Raw genomic sequence first — 24,569 nt, 5'->3', positions numbered from 1 at the left:
CGGTCCGCGGAATTCGGGGCCTGCGGGCCCGCGAGAGGCTGGACAGGTGCATGGGCACGCGCGGCCGCGCGAGCGCGGCGCGAGGGCACGGGCGATCGCGCGCCGGCGAGGCGCGGCTTCCCTGGCGAGGCCGTGCCGGCGATGCTCGGGCCGGCCCGAGGTCCGCGGTCGCGCGAGTGAAGCGCGCCGGGAAATCAGAGTCTGAGGACGGCAATGCTCCCGAGATCCACGCTCACCTTCGCGACGCTGCTCGCGTTCCTCTGCAGCTGCACCATCGTCCGAGTGCCGTACTCGCCGAGCGCCCCGCCGAAGGGTGCGGCCGGACGACCCAAGCCCGCGAAGCCGAAGCCGAAGCCGACGAGCCAGAAGCCGAAGCCGAAGCCGACCCCGAAGCCCGCGCCGTCGGGCGCCGGCAAGCCGGCCAAGCCGAAGCCGCAGCCGAAGCCGCCGGCGCCGCGGCCGACCCCGAAGCCGGAAGAGCCGCCGCCGACGGTGCGCGACGGGACGCAGATCGTGGTGCCGCTGCGCGTCGACTTCGCCGAGTCGGTGAAGAAGGTCGACAGCCTGATCCAGAAGACGATCACGCAGGACTGGCACGTGGTCAGCGATCCGAAGGCGGCGACCAAGATCGAGGCCCGCTACACGGTCTGGCGCGACCCGATCAAGGCCACGTTCGACGACGGCCGGCTCGACGTGACGGTAAACGTGCGCTACGCGGCCGACGTGCGCGCGTCGACGAAGATCGGCAAGCGCGTCATCTGGATCACCAAGGGCGAGACGTGGGGCACGAAGGCGGAGCCGCAGCGGATCGCCGCCAAGTTCCACGCGAAGTTCAAGATCGAGGACGACTTCCGCGTGACCGCGCAGGCCGGGCTCGACGACATCGACTTCGGGCCGGCGCCGAGCGGGCAGGTGTGCGTCAAGGCGCTGGCCAAGGTGTGCGTCACCAAGGAGACCATGGCGCCGATGGTCAACAAGAACCTGCAGGCGCAGATCGTGCCGCAGGTCCAGAAGGCGCTCAACCAGGCCGACGCGCAGTTCGAGAAGCAGCTCAACCTGAAGAAGCAGGCGCAGACGCTGTGGACGGCGCTGCAGCAGCCGCAGTCGCTGCAGCAGCTCGGCCAAGGCCGCTGCCCGACCGAGGCGGGGGCGATCTGCTCGACGCCGGCGTGGCTGGTCGCCAAGCCGGAGTCGATCGGGGTGGCGCAGCCGCGCATGGACGGCAAGGACCTGCGCGTCGACGTCGGCCTCGCCGGTCAGCTGGTGGTGCAGCTCGGCGACAAGCCGGCGGTCAAGCCGACGCCGCTGCCGAAGCTGCAGCCCGTGACCGACCCGCCGGGCTTCGCGTTCAAGTCGCGCCTCCGCCTGCCGCTCGAGCAGCTCAACGACGAGCTGAACAAGCGGCTGGGTGAGATGTCGTTCGGCGGCCGCGGCTCGCCGGAGATCCGCGTCACCCACGTGAAGCTGGTCGACGAGGCGGCGGCGAGGGGCTCGCGCCGGATCACCGTGGCGGTCGGCGTCGGCGGGGCGATCCGCGGCGAGCTCAAGCTGCAAGGCGAGCTCACCTGGAATTCGCGGGCGCGCGAGCTGTCGATCGAGAACTTCGACTACACGGTCGACTCCGACAACGCGCAGCTGAAGAAGCTGTCGGAGCAGTACTACGCGGCGCTGCGCAAGCAGGTCGACGAGAAGGCCCGCTGGAAGCTCGACACCAAGGCCGCCGCCCTCAGCGACGCGGTGGCGAAGGCGCTCGGGACCGCGATGGCCGGCAAGCTGCAAGTGAACACCGAGCTGACCGACCTGCAGATCGAGAACTTCGACATCAAGAACGGCTTCGTCGACGCGGCGGTGGCCGTGGCCGGCAAGCTCGACATCGCCTACACGCCGTGAGCGGCGGCGCGGGCCCACGCCGCGCCCCGCGAGGTGCCCGATCGGGGTGTCCGTGTGGACATGCTCGATCGGGCATGTTTTTTGGGACCTGCTCGAGCGGGCAGGCCCGTTCGGACAGGCTCAGGGCGCGGGCGGCTCGCGGCCGAGCGACTGCATGTCGATGACGAAGCGGTAGCGGACGTCGCCGCGGTCGATGCGGGCGTAGGCGGCGGCGAGGTCCTGGATCGGGATGGTCTCGATGTCGGCGGTGATGCCGTGGCGGGCGCAGAACTCGAGCATGCGCCGGGTCTCGGGGATGCTGCCGATGGCCGAGCCGGCGAGCGACCTGCGCTGGGTGATGAGCTCGAAGGCGTTCACGCTGCCCGGGGCGTCGGGCATGCCGAGCAGGACCAGGGCGCCGTCGGTCCGCAGGAGCCGGAGGTGGGCGCTCCAGTCGAGGGTGGTGCCGACGGTGACGAGGACGAGGTCGAAGCGGCCCGCCAGTCGCGCGAAGGTCTCGGGGTCCGCGGTGGCGTGGAAGTCATGGGCGCCGAGGGCGAGGGCGTCGGCCCGCTTGTCGTCGGTGCGGCTGAGGACGGTGACCTCGGCCCCGAAGGCGCGCGCGAGCTTGACGCCCAGATGACCGAGGCCGCCGAGGCCGACGACGGCGACCGTGCGCCCGGCGCCGGCCTGCCAGTGCACGAGCGGGCTGTAGAGGGTGATGCCGGCGCACAGCAGCGGGGCGGCGGCGTCGAGCGGGAGGGCGTCGGGGATCTCGAGCACGTAGGGGCGCCTGACGACGATCGACTGCGAGTAGCCGCCGTAGGTCAGGGCACCGTCGTGCTCGTGGCCGTTGTAGGTGGCGACGAGGTTGGCGAAGTCGCGGTGCTCGTGCTCGCGGTCGCCGATGCCCTTCGAGCAGCCGCCGTCGACGAAGCAGCCGACTCCGACGCGGGCGCCGACGGCGAGGTCGTGGACGTGGTCGCCGACGGCGCGGACGATGCCGGTGATCTCGTGACCGGGCACCATGGGGTACTCGGCGCCGCCCCACTCGTTGCGGGTCTGGGAGAGGTCGGTGTGGCAGATCCCGCAATACGCGACGTCGATCACGACGTCGTCGGGGCGAGGTTCGCGGCGGACGATGGTGGTCGCGGCGAGGCCGCTGGTGGCCGACTGGGCGGCGTAGGCTCGGACTTCGGGCATGAGGCTCCTTCGCGCGCCAGGCTAGGCGCGGCCGCCGGGGTCGAGTAGACAGCCGGGACAGGAAGGGCCGATGAGCGAGGTTCAACAATGAGGCGCGAGGACTGGCCGGACCTGGCGGTGTTCGTGGCGGTCGCGGAGGCGCGCAGCTTCACGAAGGCGGCGTCGCGGCTGGGCCTGTCGACGTCGGCGATCAGCCACGCGATGACCGGGCTCGAGGAGCGCCTGGGCGTGCGCCTGCTGCACCGCACGACCCGCAGCGTGGCGCCGACGAGCGCGGGGGAGCAACTGCTGGCGACGCTGGTGCCGGCGATGGACGGGGTCGCGGCCGCGCTCGACGGGCTGGCCGAGCTGCGCGACGAGCCGGCCGGGCCGGTGCGATTGACGGTGCACCGCGACGCGGCGCTGCGGCTGCTGGCGCCCCGCCTGCCCGAGCTGGCGCGCAAGTACCCGCAGGTGGTGCTCGAGATCGTGGCCGACGACACTCTGGCCGACATCGTCGCCGATCGCTTCGACGCCGGGGTGCGCCTCGGCGACATGGTCGACAAGGACATGGTGTCGGTCCGCGTCGGCCCCGACGAGCGCGCGGCGATCGTGGCTTCGCCCGAATACTTCGAGCGCCACCCGCCGCCGAAGACGCCGCAGGAGCTCCGCCAGCACCGCGCGGTGAACTACCGCCACTCGTCCGGGGTGTTTTATAAGTGGCAGCTCGAGCAGGACGGCCGGGCGCTGTCGGTGACGATGGAGTCGGCCCTCGTCACCAACGAGCCGCGCTTGCTCGTCGAGGCCGCCGTCGCCGGCGTGGGCCTGGCCTACGCGCTCGCGAGCCACGTGGCTGCGCACGTGGCCGCGGGCGCGCTGGTCCCTGTGCTGGCCGACTGGTGCCCGCTGCTCCCCGGGAGCTTTTTGTACTGGCCGAGCCGGCGCCACGTGACGCCGGCGCTGCGCGCGGTGATCGAGACGCTGCGGATCGATCGGCCGCGCTGACGAGCAGGGGTGCCTTCAAATGCCGTGGTGAAGCACGATGTGGCGATCGTCGGCGGCGACGAGGGCGCACCAGTCGGCGAGCCTCCGGAGCGCGGCGACGAGGGCGTCGCGGTCGAACTCGAAGCGGATGGGGTCGCCGCCGTGGTCGTGGCGAAGGTCGTGAGTGTTGGGCTCGGCGGGCGCCGTGAGGTATTCCTCGTCGTTCGCCGGTTCGCCCGGGTCGTCGTCGTCGGTCTCGCCGTGGGACAGGAGGTAGGGGCCGGTCAAGCGCGGGCGCGGCGGGCCGGCGGCGAACAGATCGGCCCAGGCGTGGAACACCTTCGCCGCGATCGCGGCACCGGGCCCGCGGATCACGGTGCTCCCATAGTAGAGGAGCCCGTGCTGCTCGTCGCCCCGCTCCGGGTTCACCGTGGGGATGAATTGGAGGGTGTCGAACATGTAGCCGATGACGCTGTCGTGAATGTGCAGCGCCCGCGGATCGTGGATGAATGGAAGGCCGCTCTCGAAGTCGAGCGGCGTGTCTCGGTCGAGCAGGAGAAATTCGTGGTCGAGGCTCATGACGGCGGCCTGTCCTTGCGAGCATGTGTTAAAAAACATGCTGAGAAGTGCTCGCGGACAGGCAGGGACGCGACGGTAGCAGAGAATCGGCCGTCGTTCAGCCGCGCGCGGGGCAGGCGAGGTCTCGCTGACGGCGGGGGCCGCCGAGGCGAGCGCAGGACATCGCGGCAGGCGGTGAAGTAGCGGCCGTCGGAGTCGCGCAGCTCCTGGGTCTGCTTGAAGCGCGGCGCCTGTGCTCGTACTTGCCGCAAGAACCCGTCGATCTCCGCCTGCGCGACGCCCTCGCGGCGCATCTCGGCCTAGATCCTCGCTGCGCTTGCTCCTTGTCTTCGTGGCGAGCGATCATCCTTGGCGAACGCGGTTGAGCATTCGTCGTGGACCTGTCTCTTGGTTCAGGCGCGACCGGGCCCCGGATCTCGACGGAGTCGACCGTCACCGCCCAAAGAGAGCTCCCGGAGGACGGGGGCCGGGGGCGTGTCGGACCGAGTTCCGCAGGACGAGGCAATTGCCGGGGCGAAGCAGGCCGGTCGTCTCGAAGTCCGAGGACTGCCCGAGGGCCGGCGCGCCCCCGGACACCGGCCCCGCGACCCTCGCCGCGCTTCATCCGGGGCCCGGTCGCGCCGTGCGAGTGCCTCCGCGCGGCGAACGGGCCGTCTCCGGGGCCCGGTCGCGCCGTGCGAGTGCCTCCGCGCGGCGAACGCTGTCGAGTAGCGAAATGGACCTTCCGCGGACGAACGGGCTGTAGCAGTCGATCTCGGCGGGCGGTCAGCGGGCGGCGGGACGGCGCTTGTCACCGAGCAGCTGCATGGCGAAGGCGATGCCGTCCTGCAGGGTGCCGCGGGTGGCGATGCCGCGCAGATCGATCCCGAGGTCGACGAACATCGACGCGGTCTCCGGGTTGATGCCCGTCAGCACTGTGCGCGCCCCGAGCAGGCGCAGCGCTGACGCGGCCTGGATCAGGGCGATCGCGCCGCCGGTGTCGATGCCCTTCATGCCGGTGACGTCGAAGATGACCACGCGCATGCGCCTGGCCTCGGCGCCCTGCAGGGCCGCGTGCAGCACGTGATCGCAGCGGGCCGAGTCGAGCGTGCCGATCAGCGGCATGACCACGATCGCGTCGGTGATCGGGATCATCGGCGTCGACAGCTCGGCGAGCAGCGCCTGCTGCATGCGGATCATCTCCTCCTGCATGAGGGCGCGGGCCTCCTCGGCTCGCTCGCGCTCGACGAGCTCGGCCGACAGGCGCTCGTTGGCGGCCAGCAGGTCCTCGGTGCGCTGGGCGACGTCGGCCTCGAGGCGCTCGTTGGCGCGGGCCAGCGCGTTGCCGGCCTCGACCACGTGGCGGTACAGCAGGGCGTTCTCGACGGCGGTGACCGCCTGGGCGCACAGCACCTGCAGCAGCTCGACGCGGCCGCGGCTGAAGGCGTCGCGGATCAGGTCGTTCTCGACGACGAGGATGCCGCTGGTGCGGCGCCGGTGGGCGAGCGCGAGGCACAGCGCCGACTTGACCTGGCGGGCGGCGAGCGCGGGGTCGGCGGCGAAGCGGGCGTCGCGGGCGACGTCGCCGAGGACCACGGCCTCGCGGGTGCGGGCGACGTAGTTCACGAGGGTCGCCGGGACGTCGGGGCGGGCGGACAGCGGGGTGCCGGGGACGACCTCGACGACGTCGCTGTCGGCCGTGGCGGCGGCCGCCAGCTCGAGCGCGCCGTCGCGGTCGAGCAGGAGGTACACGCGCGTGCCGCCGGCGTTCTGCATGACGATGCGGACCAGTCGATCGAGCAGCTTGTCGAGCTCGATCTCGCCGACGAGCGCCTGGCCGAGCCGCACCACCGTCGCCAGGTCGAGCGCGGCGGCGCCGTCCGCCGTGGCGCCGTCGGCCGGCGCGAGGACGGGCAGGCCCGCAGGGGCGCTGACCGGCGGCGGGAACTCGCGGGCGATCAGCGCCGCCTTGGCGGGCGCGCCCCACTGCAGGAAGCCGTCGTGGGCGGCGCGCATGTACACCGGGGCGATGAAGCTGCGCTGGCGCTGGCGGTAGAACTCGCCGCACAGGGCGCTCGCCAGCGCCTCGTATTGCGTGAAGCCGTGGCGCCGCGCCGAGGCGATCGCCTGGTCGTACAGCTCCTCGGCCTCGAGCGCGCGGCCGGTGACGCGCGCCTCCTCGGCGCGCACGAGCAGGTACTTGTGCTCGAAGTTCTCCGGGCAGTCGTCGGCCCAGCGGGACAGCTTGAAGATGCTGCCGCGCAGGACGTCGCGGTCGGCCAGGGCCTGCGTGGCGTCGACCTCGCCGGAGCGGGCGCACACTGCGAGCGCCTCGTACAGGTGGAAGGTGGCCTCGATCGGCATCGCCATCACCGCGCCGAGGACCTCGCGCGCGGCGGCGGCGGCGGCGAGCGCCTCGTCGTGGCGCCCGTAGGTGTAGAGCAGGATCAGGCGGATGATGTGATGGAAGGCGATGCCGCAGCCGAAGCTGGCGCGGGTCAGCCGCGCGAGGTTCTCCTCGGCGTCGAAGTCGTCGCTGTCGAGCAGCGTGCCCGGGCGGACGCGGCCGGCCAGGCTGTCGAGGAACTGCTGCTGCAATCGGATGGTGTGGTAGACGGCCTCGTTGTTGCTCTCGCGCGCGAACGCGGCGAACCGCTCGGCCGCGCGGCGGGCCTCGCTCAGCGGGGTGCCGACCTCGATGTGCTGCCAGACTGTCTCGAAGGCCAGGAAGGAGGCGTACACGAGGTCGCCGGCGGACACGCAGGCGTGGAAGGCCTGCTCGAGGATCGGGAAGTCGGTGCGCAGCGGGCGGCGCCAGAAGTTGATGTGGTCGCCGTGCAGGTGCAGCAGGGTGCCGCGCAGCCTGGTGTCGCCGAACCGCTCGTTGAGCTGGATCGACATCTCCGAGAAGGCGTAGCCGGCGGCCGCGTCGGCGAACACGGTGATGAGCATGAAGCCGTACACGCTGTAGGCGAAGCACGAGTCCTCGGCGTTGCCGTGGCGCAGCGAGAAGTTGACGGCCGTGAGCGCGAAGTACGGGAACACCTTGGGCCGGCCGATGTACGCGCACGGCATGATGCCGACCATCAGCGAGAGGATCGCGCGGTGCGTCGGGTCGGTCATCCGCGGCGCGTCGAGCAGCGACGGGATCGGGCGGCCGGCCATGTTGCCCGCGATCGCGGTGGCCTCGTCGGTCATCGCCGCCTGCAGGGCGTCGTCGTCCGCGGGCATGTCGACGCCGAACAGCGCCAGGCCGCGCACGCCGAGGTCGACGCCGGCGTCGTAGCGGCCGGCGACCTGGTAGAGGCGCATCTGCAGGATGTAGACGTTGGCCTGGTCGACGTTGTCGCGGGCGCGGGCGTGGATCAGGTCGAACAGCTGCTCGGCGCGGTCGAAGGCGCCGGCCAGCGACTCGGCCTCGGCGAGCTCGTAGTGCAGGGCGTAGGTGTGGGCGTAGTCGTGGTCCCACGCGTCCGCGGGCAGCAGCGCGATGCCGGCGCGCAGGTACTGGGCGGCGGCGGCGTAGGCGGTCGACTTCTTGGCGTGCCGACCGACGGCCAGGTCGAGCGCGGAGACCCGGCGCCGCTCGGCCGGGTCGTGGATGTGCTCGCGGCCGAGGTCGAGGTGGTCGACGACGTCGAACAGCTCGTCGGGGCGCGGATCGGGGCCGAGCCGCAACAGCAGCAGCCGGCCGATCCGCAGGTGCGTCGCGGCCCGCTGATCCTCGGGGACCTGGGCGTACGCGGCCTGCTGCACGCGATCGTGCGAGAAGTGATAGGACAGCTCGAGGCCGTCGCCCGCGCCGGCGAGCGCCGGCGTGGCGTGGTGGACGAAGCGGTAGTCGTTGCTGTCGGGCAGGACGAGGCCCTCCTCGAGGGCCTCCCACAGCGCGGCGGCGGTCGCCTCGGGCGACTCGGCGCAGATGGTCGAGAGCGCGGCGAGGGTGAACTTGTGGCCGATGCAGGCGGCGAGCCGCAGCACCCGCTGGGTCGCCTCGCCGCAGCGACGCAGGCGCTGGCCCATGAAGTCGACGACGTTGGCGGTGACCTCGCGCGCCTCGATCGCGGCGAGGTCCCAGGTGAAGGCGCCCTCGCCGGGGCTCGCGCGGAGCAGGCCGTCCTGGTAGAGGCCGCGCAGGAACAGGCCGACGAAGAACGGGTTGCCGTCGGTCTTGCGCGAGACGACGCGCGCGAGCGGCATGGCGTGCTCGACGGTGCCGCCGAGCACGTCGGCGAGCAGCTCGCCGAGGTGATGCGGGGCCAGCGGGCCGAGCGCGAGCTCGTGGACGGCGAGGCCCTTGGCGCGCAGCTCCTCGACGGCGGCGGTCAACGGGTGCGCCGGCCCGACCTCGTTGTCGCGGTAGGCCCCGACCACCAGCAGCCGCCGCGGCGACGGCGAGGTCAGGAACAATTGCAGCAGCTTGAGCGAGGCGAGGTCGGCCCACTGGAGGTCGTCGAGGAACAGGACCAGCGGGCCGCCGTCGCCGGCGAAGGTCTGGACGAACTCGTCGACCAGGCGGTTGAAGCGGTTGAGCGCCTCGGTGGGCCCGAGCTCGGGCGCGGGCGGCTGGGGCCCGAGGACGTGGGCGAGCTCGGGGATCAGGTCGACGAGCACCTGCGCGTGGCCGTCGGCGGCGCGCAAGAGGTTGTCGCGCACCCGCGCCAGGCGAGCGCCGCTCTCGCCGAGGGTCTGCCGCAGGAGGTCGCGGAAGGCCTGCATGAACGGCGCGTAGGGGGCGTTGCGCGCCAGCTGATCGAACTTGCCGGCGACGAAGGTGCCGCCGTCGCGCGCGATCTCCTTGTGCAGCTCCTGGACGAGCGCGCTCTTGCCGATGCCCGAGTAGCCGGCGACGAGCAGCAGCTCGGTCGCGCCGGCGCGCACGCGGGCGAACGCGGCCAGCAGGAGCTCGAGCTCGCGGTCGCGGCCGTAGAGCCTCTGCGGCAGGCGCAGCGCCGCGTTCGCCTCGTGGCGCGCGAGCGGGAAGTCGGCGATGCCGCCGCCGGCGTCGAGCCGGCGCAGGCACTCGCGCAGGTCGGCGACCAGGCCGCTCGCGCTCTGGTAGCGCTCCTCGGGCGCCTTGGCCAGGAGCCGCATCACCAGCGCCGACACGACCTCGGGGACGTCGGCGACCTGCCGCGGCGGCGCCGGCACGCGGGCGATGTGGCCGTGCACGAGCTCGAGCGGGTCGTCGCCCGGGAACGGCGGGGCGCCGGTGAGCATGTGATAGAGCGTCGCGCCGAGCGAGTAGAGGTCGGTGCGGAGGTCGAGCGACCGGTTCATGCGCCCGGTCTGCTCGGGCGACATATAGGCGAGGGTGCCCTCGAGCGCGTCGAGGCTGGTGGGCCGCTGGGCCTCGACCGACAGCCGCGTGGCCAGGCCGAAGCCGACCAGGTGGACCGTCAGCGGCTCGCGGCGGACGAGGATGTTGGCCGGCTTGATGTGCTTGTGGATGACCCCGCTCGCGTGGACGCCGGCGAGGATGTCGGCGACGGCGGCGGCGATCGCCAGCGACTCGCGCAAGGGCAGCCGGCCGGCGCGGAGGACCGCGTCGAGCGGCTCGCCCGGCGGCGACGCGAGCACGAGCGCGAGGCTGTCGCCGTGGTGCTCGAGCGCCTGCGCAGCGACCACGCCCGGCAGGGCGAGGCCGCGGAGGAGCGAATATTCGTGCTGCAGCCGCGCGACGTCGCGGGCCGTCGGCGGCGAGCGGCGCGGCAGCCGGAGCGTCACCGGGGCGCGGTCTTCGCTGCGAAACCCGCGATAGAGCGTGGTCTCGAGGTCCTCATTCATCGCCTCGACGATCGTGTATTTCCCGAATGTGGACATGCGCGTTCGTCCGCACCGTGGGCGCTCCGGTGCGGCTGCGGGAGCGCTCAATATAATGCGCGCGACCCTACTCGGAGTCTTCGGGCCGAGTCAAGCCGAGGTCGCCGTCGGCGGGCGCTCCGCCGGATCGGTGCCGGGTGTCGGTTCGCTCCGGATATCATAGCACTCGCCGACGGGGCGGAGCCGCCGCGGCTCTCCCGGCGGCCCGGCGGGACCCCAGGGCGCCGCGGCTCCCGAGCCCCCGCCGCCGCGCCGCGCTGCGCGGCGCCCTGTCGCAAGATCGACGCCGGATCGGGACGCGACGCCGATACGGAGCTTGTCAAGGGTTATCTCGGCCACTCTGCACATTAAGGCGTGATCACACGGCGCCGACCTACGGATGCCACCATTCGCGAGAAAGCCCCCGAGGGCCCGCCGGTCGCCGCGCGGGCAATCGTGCGGGGGTGTGAGCGCAATGGTGCTTCGAGGCGCGTCAGCGGGAGTGTTCGGCGGCGTGCTTGCGGGCGAAGTCGCGCGCATGGACGGCGTCGTCGTGGCGTCGTCGATCGAGCCCGGCGGCGATCGCCTCGTCGTAGCGGCCGGCGGCGAACGTCCACCGCTCCGCGTCTCTCCGCTCGATCTCGGCGTGCAGCCACGCGGCGTCCGCCCGGTAGACGCGGACGCGCGGCGCCTCGGCGTCGGCGGGGAAGAGCGTCACGAAGGCGCCGTAGAGGCGATCGACCGGCTCGGCCAGCGCGCGATCGCGGGTGTTTCGGAATCGTTCGTGGGCGGCGACCGCGACCTCGAGGGTGCGCTCGCGCGTCGCTGCAGTGCAGCGCGCCAGGTGCGGGTGGCCCAGCGGCCAGCGCGACCGGGCGCGCGCCAGAGCGGCGTGCTGTCGCTCGAGCTCGGCGATCTGCCGCGCGGGGTCGCCGAGCCGGTCGACGTTGCCGGTGACGAGGTCTTGCCATTCGCATTCGCGGGGGTCGTCCGGGGCGAGCCGCTGCAGCTCGGCGAATGCTGCGACCGCGTCGGCGGGCCGGCAGAGGTCGAGCCAGGTCTCGCCGAGCCGCACCATCAGCTCGAGGGCCTGCTCGGGGGCGACCCGCGCGAAGGTGGCGTGGGCCTCGGCGGGGCGGCCGATGTGGGCGTACAGCTGCACGAGGTCGCGGCGCAGGTACCTGGCGACAGGCTCGTGACGCGCGAGGGTGACGGCCGCGGTGAGACTCGACAGCGCCTCGGCGTCGCGGCCGAGGTGCCACAATACCCATGCGAGCCGGTCCATCGCGTACGCCCGCGACGCCGCCGGCGCGGCGGCGTTCATCGCTCGTCGGTACAGCGGCTCGGCCCCGGCGAACTCGGCGCGCTCGAACGCCAGGTCGGCGGCGTCGAGGAGGGCCTCGGTGTGGTGAGGCGACGCGGGGTGACGATCGACGAGCCGGCGCAGGACGGGGCGGGCGTCGTCCGGGCGTTGCTCCGCGAGCAGCACCCAGGCGAGTCGGTGCAATGCCTCGTCCATGTGCTGCCATTCGCGGAGCGCCGCGGGCGGGTCGCAGGCGAAGCCCCTGGTGCGATCGCCCGGCGCGCACACGAGCAAGGCGAAGTCGGCGAGCGCTCGCGCGTGGGCTCGCTTCCTCGCCCCCTCGTGCGCGGCCGCGAGGGCGAGAAGCCGCTGCTTCTGCGCCGGAGCGGCGGCCTGGTCGCGGTCCAGCGTCGCCTCCAGCGCTGCGCGGAGCTCATGCCGCGCGTGCGCCATGTGCAGGGTCGCGCGAGCGAGCAGCAGGTCGGCCCGGAGATGCGGGTCCCGGGTCGTGGCGAGGGCGCGGGCGAGGCCGGCGAGGCGCACCGCGGCGTCCCTGGGCTCGTACGTGAGCCCCGCGAGCGGGCGGGTCGGCTGGCGGTCGACCTCGCTTCGCGGCGGGTCGGTCTCCTCGGGCGCCTCCGGGCAGGCGGTGAGGTTCAGCACCAGGGACACGGCCAGCGCGGCTGGGTTCATGGCGACGCGGACAACGCGGGGGCTGGCCTGTTCTGTTCCCCGCGCGCGCGGCGTTCGGCCGCCGTCGTGCGGAAGCGGGGTCGGGCGCTCCCGCACGACGGAAGCGGCGGGGATGCGCCACGGCCTGCGATTGAGAGGGCGCGCCGCCGGTGGGTCAATGCGCGTAGCCGTGGGGGTGGACGCGGAGCCACGCCCACGCCGATTCGACGATCGTGGTCAATGCGCCGAGCTGCGGGCGCCAGCCGAGCTCGCGCTGGATCCGCGAGGAGCTGGCCACCAGGATCGCCGGGTCGCCGGCGCGGCGCGGGCCGAGGCGCACCGGAATGGGGGCACCCGTGACCTCGCGGGCGACGTCGACGACCTGGCGCACTGTGTAGCCGGGGCCGCCGCAGCCGAGGTTGTAGACGCAGCTGCCGCGGTCGACGGCCGAGAGCGCGAGGACGTGGGCGCGCGCGAGGTCGACGACGTGGATGTAATCGCGGACGCAGGTGCCGTCGGGGGTGGGGTAATCGTCGCCGTACACGGTGACGTAGGGGGCGCGGCCGAGGGCGACCTGGAGGACGAGGGGGATCAGGTGGGTCTCGGGGTCGTGGAGCTCGCCGCAGCGGGCGCTGGCGCCGGCCGCGTTGAAGTAGCGCAGGGAGGCGGAGCGCAGGCCGTAGGCGCGCTCGTACCAGGCGAAGGCCCGCTCGAGCGCGAGCTTGGTCTCGCCATAGGGATTGGTGGGCCGCGTGGCGGCGGTCTCGTCGATCGGCTGGGCCTCGGGTTCGCCGTAGACGGCGGCGGTCGAGGAGAACACGAGGCGATGGACGCCGACGTCGACCATGGCGTCGAGCAGGCCGAGGCCCGCGATCACGTTGTTATCATAGTACTTGGCCGGGCTCTGCACCGATTCGCCGACCAGCGAGTCGGCGGCCATGTGGACCACCGCCTCGACGCGGTCGTCGCGGAGCAGCCGGCGCAGCCGCTCCGCCTCGCGCAGGTCGGCGCGCACCAGCTCGACCTCGGGCGGGACAGCGTCGGCGTGGCCCTTGCTCAGGTTGTCGATCACAGTGACGCCGTGACCGGCGCGGAGCAGCTCCTCCACGACCACGCTGCCGATGTATCCGGCGCCGCCGGTGACGAGTACGCGCATTTCAAGCTCCTCGCGGCGCGGCCGCGCCGGGACGATCGTGGGTCGGGCCGCTGTGTCGACGCGGGCGCGGCGGCGGCGGGTAATGCAGGCGAGACGGCTGGCGCCACCAGCCGGGCGCGCCCAGGGCCGGGTGGCGGTCGGCGGACGCCGCGGCCAGGCCGGCGAGGTAGCGGGCCAGCTCGGTGGGGCGCGGGTCGCCGTCGCGGACGTCGAAGGCGCCGGGCTCGTATTGACCTGTCTCTCGGGTCACGAGGCAGTGCCAGTCGTAGGCGCCGAACAGGGACCAGGCAGTGACCGCGCGGACGTCGAAGCCGTCGGCCCGGCAGCGCCCGGCGGCCTGCCACAGCTCGTCGAACCAGCGGATCTGCTCGTCGACCTCGCAGGCGAGGTGGGCCTCGGTGACGACGAGCGGGAGCTCGTAGCGCGCGCCCAGCTCGTGGAGCAGCTCGTACGCCCACGGCATGCCGTGGTCGCACACGCGGACCGCCTCGACGTCGACGTAGCGGTGGCGGCCGTTGCCGCCGGGGACGAGGGTCGGGTAGTGCTCGAGGCGATCGTCGAGGAAGCGGACGCTGGTGATGTAGTGATTGGCGCCGAGCAGGTCGGGCGGCGGCTGGTCGCGCAGGGCCGCCAATTCGCCGTCGGTGATCCCGAATCCGCGCAGGTAGGCGTGGAACGGGTGGTCGCGGCGGACCCGGCCGCACAGCAGATCGTGCGAGAGGAACCGGCGCTCGTTCTCGAAGTCGGCCTGGTAGGCCAGCGCGGGGGTGGCCAGAGTGGCCCCGAGGTCCTCGGTGTGGAGCAGCTGCGCGCGATGGTTGACGCGCCGGATCTCCCGCATCGCCAGGCGGGTCGCCAGGCATTGATTCACCAGAGCGCGGCAGAACGACGCGTCGCTGCGGTGATGCGGGTACCAGTGGCCGTACAGGGCGCTGAAGCGGGCGGTGGTGAGCGGCTCGTTGATCGGGGTGTAGAGCTCGACCCACGGGTAGCGGCGGGCGACCGCGGCGGCGTAGGCGGCGAACAGGCGCGGGAACTCGGGGTCGAGCAGGTTCGTGTGCGCCGGGCCGCTGCCGTGGTGGAGCAGGCCGACGATCGGGGTCACGCCCCACGCGTGCAGCAGGGCGAGGCGGCGGTCGGACCAGGTGAAATCGTGGCGCCCGGGCGAGCGCTCGGTCCGCTCCCACAGCACCGGATAGCGGACGGCGCGGACGCCGAGGCCGGCGAGGACGTCGATGTCGGCGTGGCGGAGGTGATGGCCGCTGGCGACCAGCTGATCGTGGAAGCGGTCGCCGACGCGATTGACGGTGCATTCGACGCCGCCCCACAATTCCAGGGGCGCCGGTGGGCGCGTGCTGTCCATGGGTCCTCGTTATTCGCGCAGCCGGGCGTACAGAGTCAGCGCCTGGGCGACCACCTGGTCCATGTTGTAATAGCGGTAGGTGGCGAGCCGCCCGGCGAAGTGGACCCCCGGGGTGGCGTCGGCGAGGGCCTTGTAGCGGCGGTACAGCTCGGCGTTCTCGGGCCGGGGGACCGGGTAGTAGGGGTCCCCGTCGTCGCACGGGTACTCGTAGACGACGCTGGTCTTGGGGTGCTCTTGCCCGGTGAGGTACTTGAACTCGGTGATCCGCGTGTACGGGTGCTCGTTGGGGTAGTTGACGACCGGGGCGGGCTGGAAGGTCGGGCGGTCGAAGGTCTGGTGGTCGAAGCGCAGCGAGCGGTACGGCAGCTTGCCGAAGCGGTAGTCGAAGAACTCGTCGACGGGGCCGGTGTAGATCATCTGGCGGAACGACACCTCGTGGGCGACGTCGCGGTAATCGGCGCCCAGCAGGACCTTGATGTTCGGGTGCGCCAGCATGCGATCGAACAGGCGGGTGTAGCCGCGGCTGGGCATCGCCTGGTAGGTGTCGCTGAAGTAGCGGTCGTCGCGGTTGAGGCGGATCGGCACCCGCGCGGTCACCGAGGCGTCGAGCTCGCCGGGGTCGAGGCCCCACTGCTTGCGCGTGTAGCCGCGGAAGAACTTGGTGTAGAGCTCGCGGCCTATGCGGCTGACGATCACGTCTTCGGAGGTGCGCACCGACTCGACGGGCTCGGCCCGGGCGGCGAAGAACTGCTCGAGCTCGAGCGCGGTCAGGCCGAGGCCGTAGAGGCGATTGACGGTGTCGAGGTTGATGGGGATCGGCAGCAGCTGGCCGTCGACGCTGGCGAGGACGCGGTGCTCGTAGGGGCGCCAGGCGGTGAATCGACCGAGGTAGTCGAACACCTCGCGCGAGTTGGTGTGGAAGATGTGCGGCCCGTACTTGTGGACCAACAGGCCGGCGTCGTCGTAATGATCGTAGGCGTTGCCGCCGATGTGCGGCCGCCGATCGACGAGCAGCACCCGCTTGCCCGCGTCGGCCGCGAGCCGCTCGGCGAGCACGCTGCCGGCGAAGCCGGCGCCCACGATCAGGTAGTCGAACATGGATCGATCCTCGGCGAGCCGGCCGCCCGGTTGGCCCGCACGGCGGCGCCGATCAGCGACTCCATCTGCGCCCAGGTGCGGTCCCACGAGCCGCGGGCGAGGAAGGCGTCGACCTGCTGCAGCCACTCCGCGCGCCGCGACGGCTGCAGGGCGCGCAGGGCGGCGGCGACGAAGTCGGCCGGGGTGTCGGCGATGGCGACCAGGCCCTCGCGGCCGTACGGGTCGACGACGTCGCGGATCGAGGTGGCCACGACCGGCCGCCCGGAGGCCAGGTACTCGGGGGTCTTGGTCGGGCTGATGAAGCGCGTCGACTCGTTGCGGGCGAACGGCATGAGGGCGACGTCCCAGCCGGCGATGTAGGCCGGCAGCTCCGCGTACGGCTTCTGGCCGAGGTAATGGATGTTGGGCCGGCACGGCAGCGCGGCCGGGTCGATCTTGGCGACCGGGCCGACCATGACGAAGGTGAAGTCCGGCCGCAGATCGGCGGCGGCCGCCAGCAGGTCGAGGTCGATGCGCTCGTCGATGACCCCGAAGTAGCCGAGCCGCGGCCGGCCGAGCGCGGCCTGGTCGGGCGGCTCGGACTGGCGCGCGCGGGCCCGGCGGAAGTGCGGGACGTCGATGCTGCTGGGGAACAGGTGCGCGCCCGGCCGCAGCGCGCGCTTGGCCTCGTACAGGCTGCGGCCGCCGGTGAACACGAGGTCGGCGGTGCGCAGCAGGTCGCGCTCGCGCTCGCACAGGGCCCGCGGGGCGCCCCAGAAGGCCGACAGCTCGTCCATGCAATCGTACACGGTGGCGAGCGGCGCGAGGTGGCCGGTGAAGCCGAGCGCCATCGGCGTGTAATACCAGAGCACGTAATGGGTCAGCCGCTGGTCGGCGAGCAGGTCGTCGACGAGGCAGCGCAGCAACATCTCGGTCTCGTCGTCGTCGAGGTCGCCCGGCAGGTGCGGGACCACCACGGTGACGCCGCAGTCGCGGCGGCTGCACTCGAGCCGCGGCACGCTGTCGCCGCGGACCGGCTCCTCGACGAAGAACACCCGCCGCGCCCGCGCGCAGCGCGACAGCAGGTGCTGCGGGCGCTGGTAGACGAAGTCCCAGCGGAGGTGCGACAGACACACGAGGTCGTAGTCCGCGAGGGCCCGCGGCGGGTCGACGTCGCGGTCGCGGTCACGATCGCGGTCGCGCCGCGGGGCGCTCCGGTCTTGCTCGAGGTTGCTCATGATTCCAGGTTCATGGGATGGTTCTGTTGTGCGTGCAACCATGGGAGTATGACCATTGGCTCGCGCGGGAGGATCGCCGAATACGCGGCGACGACGTCCAGCGCCACGGCGGCGGTGTGGGCCCGCAGGGTGAGGATGACGACCGCGCCGCCGAAGCCTCCGCCGGTGAGGCGCGCGCCGAGGACCGCGGGGTGGCGCCGGGCCAGGGCCACCAGCAGATCGATGGCCGGCAGCGAGACCTCGAAGTCGTCGCGCATCGACCGGTGTGATTCGTCGAACAGTCGCCCCAGCGCGGGCAGGTCCGCGGCAGACAGCGCGCGCACGGCGTCGAGGACCCGCTGGTTCTCCTCGACGACGTGGCGGGTGCGCCGCGCCAGCGGCTCGGGCAAGCCCGCGATCCGCGGGTCGCCGGCCTCGACGTCGCGCAGCTGCCACACGCCGAGCAGCGCCGCGGCCTGCTCGCACTCGGCGCGACGCTTCCGATAATCGCCGGTGCTGTGATCGTGCGGCACGCCGGAGTCGATGACGACCAGGCCGAGGTCGGGCGGGAGCGCGATCGGCTCGACGACCAGCGAGCGCGTGTCGATGAACAGGGCGGTGCTCTCGTCGCCCTTGCTGCACACCAGCTGGTCCATGATGCCGACCGGGGCGCCGACGAATTCGGTCTCGGCCCGGTGGGCCAGCGCGGCCACGACGTCGTCGTCGAGGCCGAGCGAGAGCAGCTTTCGCAGGCCACGCAGCAGCGCGACCTCGAGGGCGGCGCTGGACGACAGGCCGCTGCCGACGGGTACGTCGGAGTCGACGTAGAGCTCGAAGCCGGCGAGCGGCCGCCCCTCGGCGGCGAGGATCGTCGTGATCCCCTGCACGTAGTCGAGCCAGCCGCCGGTCTTGTGCTCCGCGCCGAGCTCGTAGCCGACGACCCCGGGCCGCTGGGCGCTCGCGGCCCGCACGCGGCGATCGTCGCGGCCTCGCAGCTGCACGCGGGTGCGCTGCGGCAGCGCGGTCGGCAGGACGAAGCCGCCGTTGTAGTCGGTGTGATCGCCGATCAGGTTGACGCGGCCCGGCGCGCTGGCGCACGTCTCGCTGCTGTGGCCGTACAGCTCGGCGAACACGTCGTGATCAGTCATCGAGCTTCACCTCGACCGCCCGCAGCTCCGCGGCCTTCTGCTCGGGCAGCGTCTCGGCGGTGAACACCCCGGCGCCGAGCTCCGTGCCGGCGAGGTACTTGAGCCGGCCGGGCATGCGATACGGCGGGTAGAACTCGATGCGCAGCTGGGTCTCCGGGTGCAGCTCGTCGTCGCACGGGGCCTGGTAGCAGGCCATCACGTAGGGGAACGGGCGGTCCCACAGGCCGTCGTACTTGAGCAGCGTGGTCTTGAGGGCGCGCGCCAGGTCGGCGCGGACCTCGAGGTCGAGGCCGAGGAACGACGGGCACGGCACGCGCGGGGTGACCCACACCTCGTAGGCGTAGCGGGCGCACACGGGCACGAGGGCGACCGCCCGCGGGCCGCTGTAGAGGATCCGCTCGTCGGCGGCGAGCTCGGCGGCGAGCAGCTCGAGCGCGAGGTTGCGGCCGTGGAGCGCGTGGTACTGCTTCTCCTGCGCCAGCTGACGCGCCGGGATCGGCGGCACGAACGGGTAGGCGTAGATCTGGCCGTGCGGGTGGTGCAGGGTGACGCCGACCTCGACGCCGCGGTTCTCGAACGGGAACACGTAGGCGATGTCGCCGCGCCGGCCGAGCTCGCCGGTGCGGTCGGCCCAGACGTCGAGGATGAGCTCGATCTGCGCCAGCGGCAGGCGCCCCAGTGATTGCTTGGGGTCGCGCGAGAAGACGACGACCTCGCACGCGCCCACGCCCGGGGCGGTGTCGACGAGCTGCTTCGGCGGCACGCCGACCTCCGCGGACAGGGAGGGGTACAAGTTGTCGAACACCGCGACGTCCCACGGACAGCCCGGGACCTCGGTCGGCTGCGCCGGGTCGCTCGACGGCAGCAGCGGGTTATACTCCGGCGGCGGCAAGAAGGTGCGGGTCTGCCGGTGGGTCGCGTACACCACCCATTCGGCGCGCAGCGGGTGCCAGCGCATGTGTGAGCCGCCCTGTCCGCCGCGCGGGCCGTCGACGTCGCACTCGGGCGGGAGCGAGGTGCGGCCGTAGAGGTGGAGCATGCGGCCGTCGGGCTTGACGAGGCTGCGCTTGAACACGCTAGACCTCCTGTCCCTGGTGGCCGTGGTCGTCGTGCGGGGTCGGCGGCCCGAGGCCGTTGAGCGCGGCGATCCGCTCGAGCGGCAGCTTGGGCGTGCGGTCGGCGTACAGGAGGCCGTTGGCCTCCTGATACGTATCGGCGAACTGCGTATAACAATAGCCGGCGAGGATGTCCTGGGCGCGCACGACGGTGAACAGGGCGTGCAGGCGGCGCTCGAGCTCGCTGGCGTCGTTGCTGCGGCTGTAGCCCCAGGTCTTGTGGCGGTCGTCGGAGAAGGCGATCCCGCCGAACTCCGACAGGACCACGGGGTGGTCGAAGCTCTGGAAGTCGCCGAGCACGAGCTCGCGGCCGCCGAAGCGCTCGCGCTCGTAGAGGTTGTTGCGCACGTTCGGGGCCTGATAGCGGGCCAGCATCCGCTCGGGGTCGACCTCGTAGTCGTGGATGCCGATGATGTCGGTGGCGACGCTCTCCCACCCGTCGTTGCCGACGACCGGCCGATTGGGGTCGAGGGTCCGGGTCAAGTGGTAGAGCGCAGTGACGTAGTGACGCTCGGACGGGTTGTCGGGCAGGTTGGGGACGCCCCACGACTCGTTGAACGGCACCCACGCGACGATGCAAGGGTGGCTGCTGTCGCGCGCCAGCACCTGAATCCACTCGTGGATGAGCGCCTGGACCGAGCGACCGGTGAAGCGATACGCGCTCGGCATCTCCTCCCATACCAGCAGCCCCAGGCGATCGGCCCAGTAGAGGTAGCGCGGATCTTCGATCTTCTGGTGCTTGCGCACCCCGTTGAAGCCCATGGCCAGGACGAGCTCGACGTCCCGCCGCAGCGCGGCGTCGTCGGGCGCGGTCAGGCCGGTGTCGGGCCAGTAGCCCTGGTCGAGGATCAGGCGCAGGCGGATCGGCCGGCCGTTGAGCAGGATCTGATCGCGGTGGACGGCGATCGTGCGCAGGGCGGTGTAGCTGCGCACGTCGTCGACGACCTGCCCCTGGCCGTCGACGAGCTCGATCTCCGCCGAGAGGAGGTTGGGCGAGTCCGGACACCACAGCAGCTCGTTGCGGGCGTCGTCGATGCCCGGATCCGACAGCGGGATCCGCCGGTGCAGGTCGTTGTGGGTGCACTGATACCGGTCGTCGACGAGCACCCGATCGCCGCTGTAGAGGCGCAGGCGCACGCTGAAGGTCGGCGGGACGAGGCCGGCGATCAGGGTCGAGAAGCCGATCTCCCACCGGTAGAGGTTCGAGGTCCAGCGCAGGTGGGCGATGTGCACGTCGGGCACGCGCTCGAGCCACACTGTCTGCCAGATGCCGGTGGTGCGCTGATACCAGATCGAGTGCGGGTGCTCCTGCCAGTCCTGCTTGCCGCGCGGCCGCGCGAGGTCGTGCGGGTCGTCGACGGCGCGCACGACGAGCTCGATCGAATTGTCGGCGCCGTCCGCCCGCGTGACGTCGACCGAGAACGGGGTGTAGCCGCCCTCGTGCGCGGCCACCTGGGCGCCGTCGATCCACACCGTGGCGCCGTGGTCGACGGCGCCGAAGCGCACGAACAGCCGCTCGTGCGGCGAGGCGGCCGGGAGGATCAGGTGGCGGCGATACCAGCAGGCGACGAAGTAGCCGCGCTCGCCGATGCCGCTGCGCTCGGTCTCCGGCGCGAACGGGACCTCGATCGAGCCCTGCCACTCGACCTCGCCGGGGTGCCGCCATTGGCCCGTTCGATCGAGGGCGAACTCCCACGGGCCGTCGAGGCTGACCCAGGTCTCGTCGGCGCGGCGCAGCAGCGGGCGCGGATAACCGCGGCTCGGCGGCGCGGCGTGGGGGGTCGTATTCGACGGTGGCGGCACGACAAGCTCTGGGGTGATTACGCGGCGCCCTCGCGGTCGACCCGCCGGTCGTCCGGAGCTCGATCGGGCCGCGGCAGCAGACGCTCGGGCTCGCCGGGCGGGGCGCCTGACGGCCGCTCGCCGCGGTGCTCGAGGGCTCGCTCGGTCGGCATGGATGGAGACCTCGATTCGCGGGCGATGGTCCGCCGAGCATGGGCCAGGTTTCTTCGCTGACAAGCGAGGCCGGGCGTAAAAAAGCCGCGGCTCGGGTCGCAAGGGTAGTTCCCAGGCGGCGCCGACGCGGCGCCGCCGGGGCGCTCATGCCAATCTCGCGGCTCGCCAATGATGCCACCACGGCCGGTCACGCGCCGGCCGGCGGGTCCAGCGACGGCCGATGCCGGGCCCGCACCGCGGCCATCGCGGCCTCGGCGGCGGCGAGCGTGCGGGTGATGTCGTCGTCGCCGTGGGCCGCGCTGACGAACCAGAGGTGGCGCGGGTGCAGCAAGATCCCGCGCTGCAGCATCTCGGTGTAGAAGGTCGCCGCGATCGCGTCGCGCACCCGCGGGTCGGCGTGGGTGAAGCGCAGGAACGGCATCGGCGGCAGCGGCTCGCCGTAGGCCAGCGCCGGCACGCGGTGGCGATCGGCGGCGGCCTGCAGACCGGCGATGAGCCGCTCGCCCAGCCGCCAGACGTGGCCGGTGACGTCCGAGCGGTCGAGGACGTCGAGGGTGGCGAGCGCGGCGGCGATGCCGGTGGTCTCGCCGTGGTAGGTGGCCGACATGTGCAGCTCGGCGCCGTGGCGCATGATGTCGCGGCGGCCGACCACCGCGGCGACCGGCCAGCCGTTGCCGAGCGCCTTGCTGAGGGTGGTGAGGTCGGGGACGACGCCGGCCCACTGCTGAAACGAGCCCGGGTGGATCCGCAGGCCGGTCTTGATCTCGTCGAGGATGAACACCGCGCCGTGCTCGCGCGCCAGCTCGGCGAACCGACGCGCGAGCTCGGGGCGCGACGAGGGCATCATCTCGGGCGCGAGGATCACCGCCGCGACCTCGTCCCCGTGGGCCCGCAGCAGCTCGTGCAGCGATTCGGGCTCGTCGGGCCGGAATTCGAGGACCTGGCGATCGAGGCCGTCCGGGACGAAGTCGGCCAGCGGGAGGCACCAATCGTGCCACCCGTGATAGCCGCAGCGGGCGACGCGGCGGCGACCGGTCGCGCGTCGCGACAGCCGCAGGGCGGCGGTGGTCGCCTCGGAGCCGGTCTTGAAGAAGGCGCCCATCTCGGCCCCGGGGAAGCGCGCGACCAGGCGTTCGACGAATCGGAGGTGCAGCGGGTGATTGAGGGTCAGCAGGTTGCCGCGCCGGGCCTGCTCGAAGGCGGCGCGGTCGACCTCCTCGTGGGCGTAGCCGAGCAGCAGCGGGCCGTATGCCATGACGAAGTCGATGTATTCGTGGCCGTCGACGTCCCACACCCGGCAGCCGGCGCCGCGCTCGAAGTACATCGGCGAATCGGCGGGGGTCACCAGCGGCCGGCCGGACAGGTGATAGCCGCCGGGGATGAGCGAGCGGGCGCGGCTCAGCAGCTCCTGCGAGGCGGTGAAGGTTCGAGGCGAGGGGGCGAGGTCGAGGGGATTCACGGCGACGGGGTGTGCCAGCAATCGCGAGCGACGCACCCCGGCCGCTGCCGACGGCGCCACACGCGGGCGATGCCGGCGGACCGCGGAGGCCGGGCGAGACTCGCGGGTCCGCCGCCGACGGCCCGGGTCTTCCCGGGCTCTCGGCGCGCCCCGATCGCCGGCTCGCGGACCCGCGGCGGCGCGGCTCGCCGCGACCCGTGCGGCGGGGCGAATCAGCGCACCACGATCGGCAGCGATGATTGCGCTGCCACGATCGCGGCGAGCGGACACTCCGCACGAATGCTCGTACTCGCCGGCGAGGGCGGCGCGACGATTCGCGGCAGGTCGCGACACCGCGGCGAGCGAGCGAGTGGCGGCGCGAGGGGCCGGTGTTACCGATCGAGGCGCTCCCCACGGACGCGCGGCGCGAAACAGCGCGGCCTCATCGGGGATGAAGGAGTGTCTCCATGGCTTTCAATCCGCTCGCCGAGCAAGGGATCCCGCTCGAGAAGCAGATCCGCAATTGGTCGGAGCTCAACGTCGAGCCGTTCGACAAGCGCGACGTGCACCCGTACACGCGGGCGCGGGTGATCGTGATGAACGGCATCGAGGCCGAGTCCATCCTCTTCTCCCATCAATTCGCGCGCAACACCGACAACTGGGCGGTGAAGCGCCAGCTCGCGCTGGTGCGGCGCGTCGACCAGCAGCAGCAGAAGGCGGTGAACTGGCTGCTCCCCGGGGACCAGAGCGTGCTCGAGACCACCCTGGCCTACGAGCAGGTGGCGATCGATCTGACCGCCTGGCTCGCCCGCCACGAGCCGAACCCGTACCTGCGCCAGGTGCTCAATTTCGGCCTGCTCGAGGACTTCGATCACCTGTACCGCTACGCCAACCTCATCGACCTGGTCGAGGGGCCGGGGCGCGTGCACGAGATCGTCGGCAACTTGACCGAGGTCATGCCGGGCCGGCCGACGATCGCCCAGCACCGCCACCCGTACGACGAGGTCCGCCGCCACTACGACCTGCACACGGTCGACCCGCTGTCGCGCCTGCACGCGATGACGATCGTCGCGGCCGAGCAGCAGACGATGAACTTCTACATGAACGTCGGGCCGACCTACGTGCCGCCGCTGGCGCGCGGGCTCTACCTCGAGATCGCCGAGATCGAGGAGCAGCACGTGACGCAGTACGAGTCGCTGCTCGACCCGCTGGAATCGTGGTTCCAGCGCGAGCTCTACCACCACTACAACGAGTGCTACCTGTACTGGTCGTTCATGAACGACGAGCCGGACCCGCGGATCCGCAAGCTGTGGGAGCTCCACCTGGCGATGGAGATCGAGCACGTGCGGGTGGCGGGGGAGATGCTGCGGCGCTACGAGGGGATGGAGCCGGCGGAGCTGCTGCCGGTGGAGTTGCCGGAGCCGACGCGCTTCGAGGCGAACAAGCAGTACATCCGCGAGGTGCTGAAGGCCCAGGTCGGCCTCACGGCGGTCGGGCTCGACTTCGTCCCGCTGGTGTCGCTGCCCGCCGACGCGCGCTACTTCAAGTACCAGGCGGCCGTGAACGGCGGCATCGAGGTGCCCAGCGAGGCGGTCATCGAGCGCCACGTGGAGAAGTTCGGCGACGACTTCCGCCTGACCACCGAAGGCCCGCACCCCATCCCGGCGCTGCGCTCGCGCGCCCACGACGATTCGCAGGACGTCGCCGACGAGGCGGAGGAATAGGAGGA

The 24,569-nt window shown here is 72.2% G+C and carries 15 protein-coding genes; 3 read left to right on the top strand and 12 right to left on the bottom strand.

All coding sequences use genetic code 11. The annotated features are described in order from the left end of the window. Positions 1 to 213 precede the first annotated feature (213 nt). The gene (locus tag O0S08_RS31505; RefSeq protein ID WP_269033064.1) at positions 214 to 1,890 is read left to right on the top strand and encodes a DUF4403 family protein; all 1,677 of its coding nucleotides are present in this window, start codon (positions 214 to 216) and stop codon (positions 1,888 to 1,890) included. Between the two features lie 120 nt (positions 1,891 to 2,010). Here O0S08_RS31505 and O0S08_RS31500 read toward each other — a convergent pair whose 3' ends face one another. Next, the gene (locus O0S08_RS31500) at positions 2,011 to 3,072 is read right to left on the bottom strand and encodes an NAD(P)-dependent alcohol dehydrogenase (RefSeq protein ID WP_269033063.1); all 1,062 of its coding nucleotides are present in this window, start codon (positions 3,070 to 3,072) and stop codon (positions 2,011 to 2,013) included. 87 nt (positions 3,073 to 3,159) lie between these two features. On the opposite strand from O0S08_RS31500, the gene O0S08_RS31495 reads away from it, so the two are divergent. Further along, positions 3,160 to 4,056 (top strand): LysR family transcriptional regulator, encoded by an 897-nt coding sequence (locus O0S08_RS31495; RefSeq protein ID WP_269033062.1) that lies wholly within the window; start codon positions 3,160 to 3,162, stop codon positions 4,054 to 4,056. Between the two features lie 15 nt (positions 4,057 to 4,071). Here O0S08_RS31495 and O0S08_RS31490 read toward each other — a convergent pair whose 3' ends face one another. The 11 genes from O0S08_RS31490 to O0S08_RS31440 all read right to left on the bottom strand — a co-directional run bounded on the left by O0S08_RS31490 (position 4,072) and on the right by O0S08_RS31440 (position 22,861). Beyond that, a complete protein-coding gene (locus O0S08_RS31490) occupies positions 4,072 to 4,653 on the bottom strand; it encodes a hypothetical protein (protein WP_269033061.1) in 582 nt (193 codons plus the stop codon). A 726-nt stretch (positions 4,654 to 5,379) separates the two neighbouring features. Continuing rightward, positions 5,380 to 10,416, bottom strand: a complete 5,037-nt coding sequence (locus O0S08_RS31485; protein ID WP_269033060.1) for an AAA family ATPase — start codon at positions 10,414 to 10,416, stop codon at positions 5,380 to 5,382. Between the two features lie 472 nt (positions 10,417 to 10,888). Next, entirely contained in the window at positions 10,889 to 12,391 is a 1,503-nt protein-coding gene (locus O0S08_RS31480) for a tetratricopeptide repeat protein (protein ID WP_269033059.1), read from the bottom strand. A 154-nt stretch (positions 12,392 to 12,545) separates the two neighbouring features. After that, on the bottom strand, positions 12,546 to 13,526 hold the full coding sequence (gene galE, locus O0S08_RS31475; protein ID WP_269033058.1) for a UDP-glucose 4-epimerase GalE: 981 nt from the start codon (positions 13,524 to 13,526) through the stop codon (positions 12,546 to 12,548). Position 13,527: 1 nt separating this feature from the next. Further along, positions 13,528 to 14,889 (bottom strand): family 1 glycosylhydrolase, encoded by a 1,362-nt coding sequence (locus tag O0S08_RS31470; protein ID WP_269033057.1) that lies wholly within the window; start codon positions 14,887 to 14,889, stop codon positions 13,528 to 13,530. A gap of 9 nt (positions 14,890 to 14,898) precedes the next feature. After that, positions 14,899 to 15,987, bottom strand: a complete 1,089-nt coding sequence (gene glf / locus O0S08_RS31465; protein ID WP_269033056.1) for a UDP-galactopyranose mutase — start codon at positions 15,985 to 15,987, stop codon at positions 14,899 to 14,901. Continuing rightward, positions 15,972 to 17,204: a glycosyltransferase family 1 protein gene (locus tag O0S08_RS31460; protein ID WP_269033055.1), complete on the bottom strand. Its 1,233-nt coding sequence runs from the start codon at positions 17,202 to 17,204 to the stop codon at positions 15,972 to 15,974. The genes glf and O0S08_RS31460 overlap by 16 nt, the downstream gene beginning before the upstream one ends. Then, complete coding sequence (gene galK / locus O0S08_RS31455) at positions 17,201 to 18,331, bottom strand: galactokinase (protein WP_269033054.1); 1,131 nt, start codon at positions 18,329 to 18,331, stop codon at positions 17,201 to 17,203. Before galK ends, O0S08_RS31460 begins: the two co-directional genes overlap by 4 nt. Beyond that, entirely contained in the window at positions 18,324 to 19,406 is a 1,083-nt protein-coding gene (gene galT, locus O0S08_RS31450; protein WP_269033053.1) for a galactose-1-phosphate uridylyltransferase, read from the bottom strand. Before galT ends, galK begins: the two co-directional genes overlap by 8 nt. 1 nt (position 19,407) lies before the next feature. Next, positions 19,408 to 21,249, bottom strand: coding sequence for a glycoside hydrolase family 2 protein (locus tag O0S08_RS31445; RefSeq protein WP_269033052.1), 1,842 nt, complete (start codon positions 21,247 to 21,249; stop codon positions 19,408 to 19,410). A gap of 340 nt (positions 21,250 to 21,589) precedes the next feature. Then, positions 21,590 to 22,861 (bottom strand): aspartate aminotransferase family protein, encoded by a 1,272-nt coding sequence (locus O0S08_RS31440; RefSeq protein ID WP_269033051.1) that lies wholly within the window; start codon positions 22,859 to 22,861, stop codon positions 21,590 to 21,592. A gap of 446 nt (positions 22,862 to 23,307) precedes the next feature. On the opposite strand from O0S08_RS31440, the gene O0S08_RS31435 reads away from it, so the two are divergent. Next, entirely contained in the window at positions 23,308 to 24,564 is a 1,257-nt protein-coding gene (locus tag O0S08_RS31435) for a hypothetical protein (RefSeq protein WP_269033050.1), read from the top strand. The last annotated feature ends 5 nt before the right edge of the window (positions 24,565 to 24,569 follow it).

Origin of the sequence: Nannocystis punicea, assembly GCF_026965555.1 — a bacterium.
In the GTDB taxonomy this organism is placed as follows: domain Bacteria; phylum Myxococcota_A; class Polyangia; order Nannocystales; family Nannocystaceae; genus Nannocystis; species Nannocystis punicea.
This window is presented reverse-complemented; position numbering and strand designations above follow the sequence as displayed.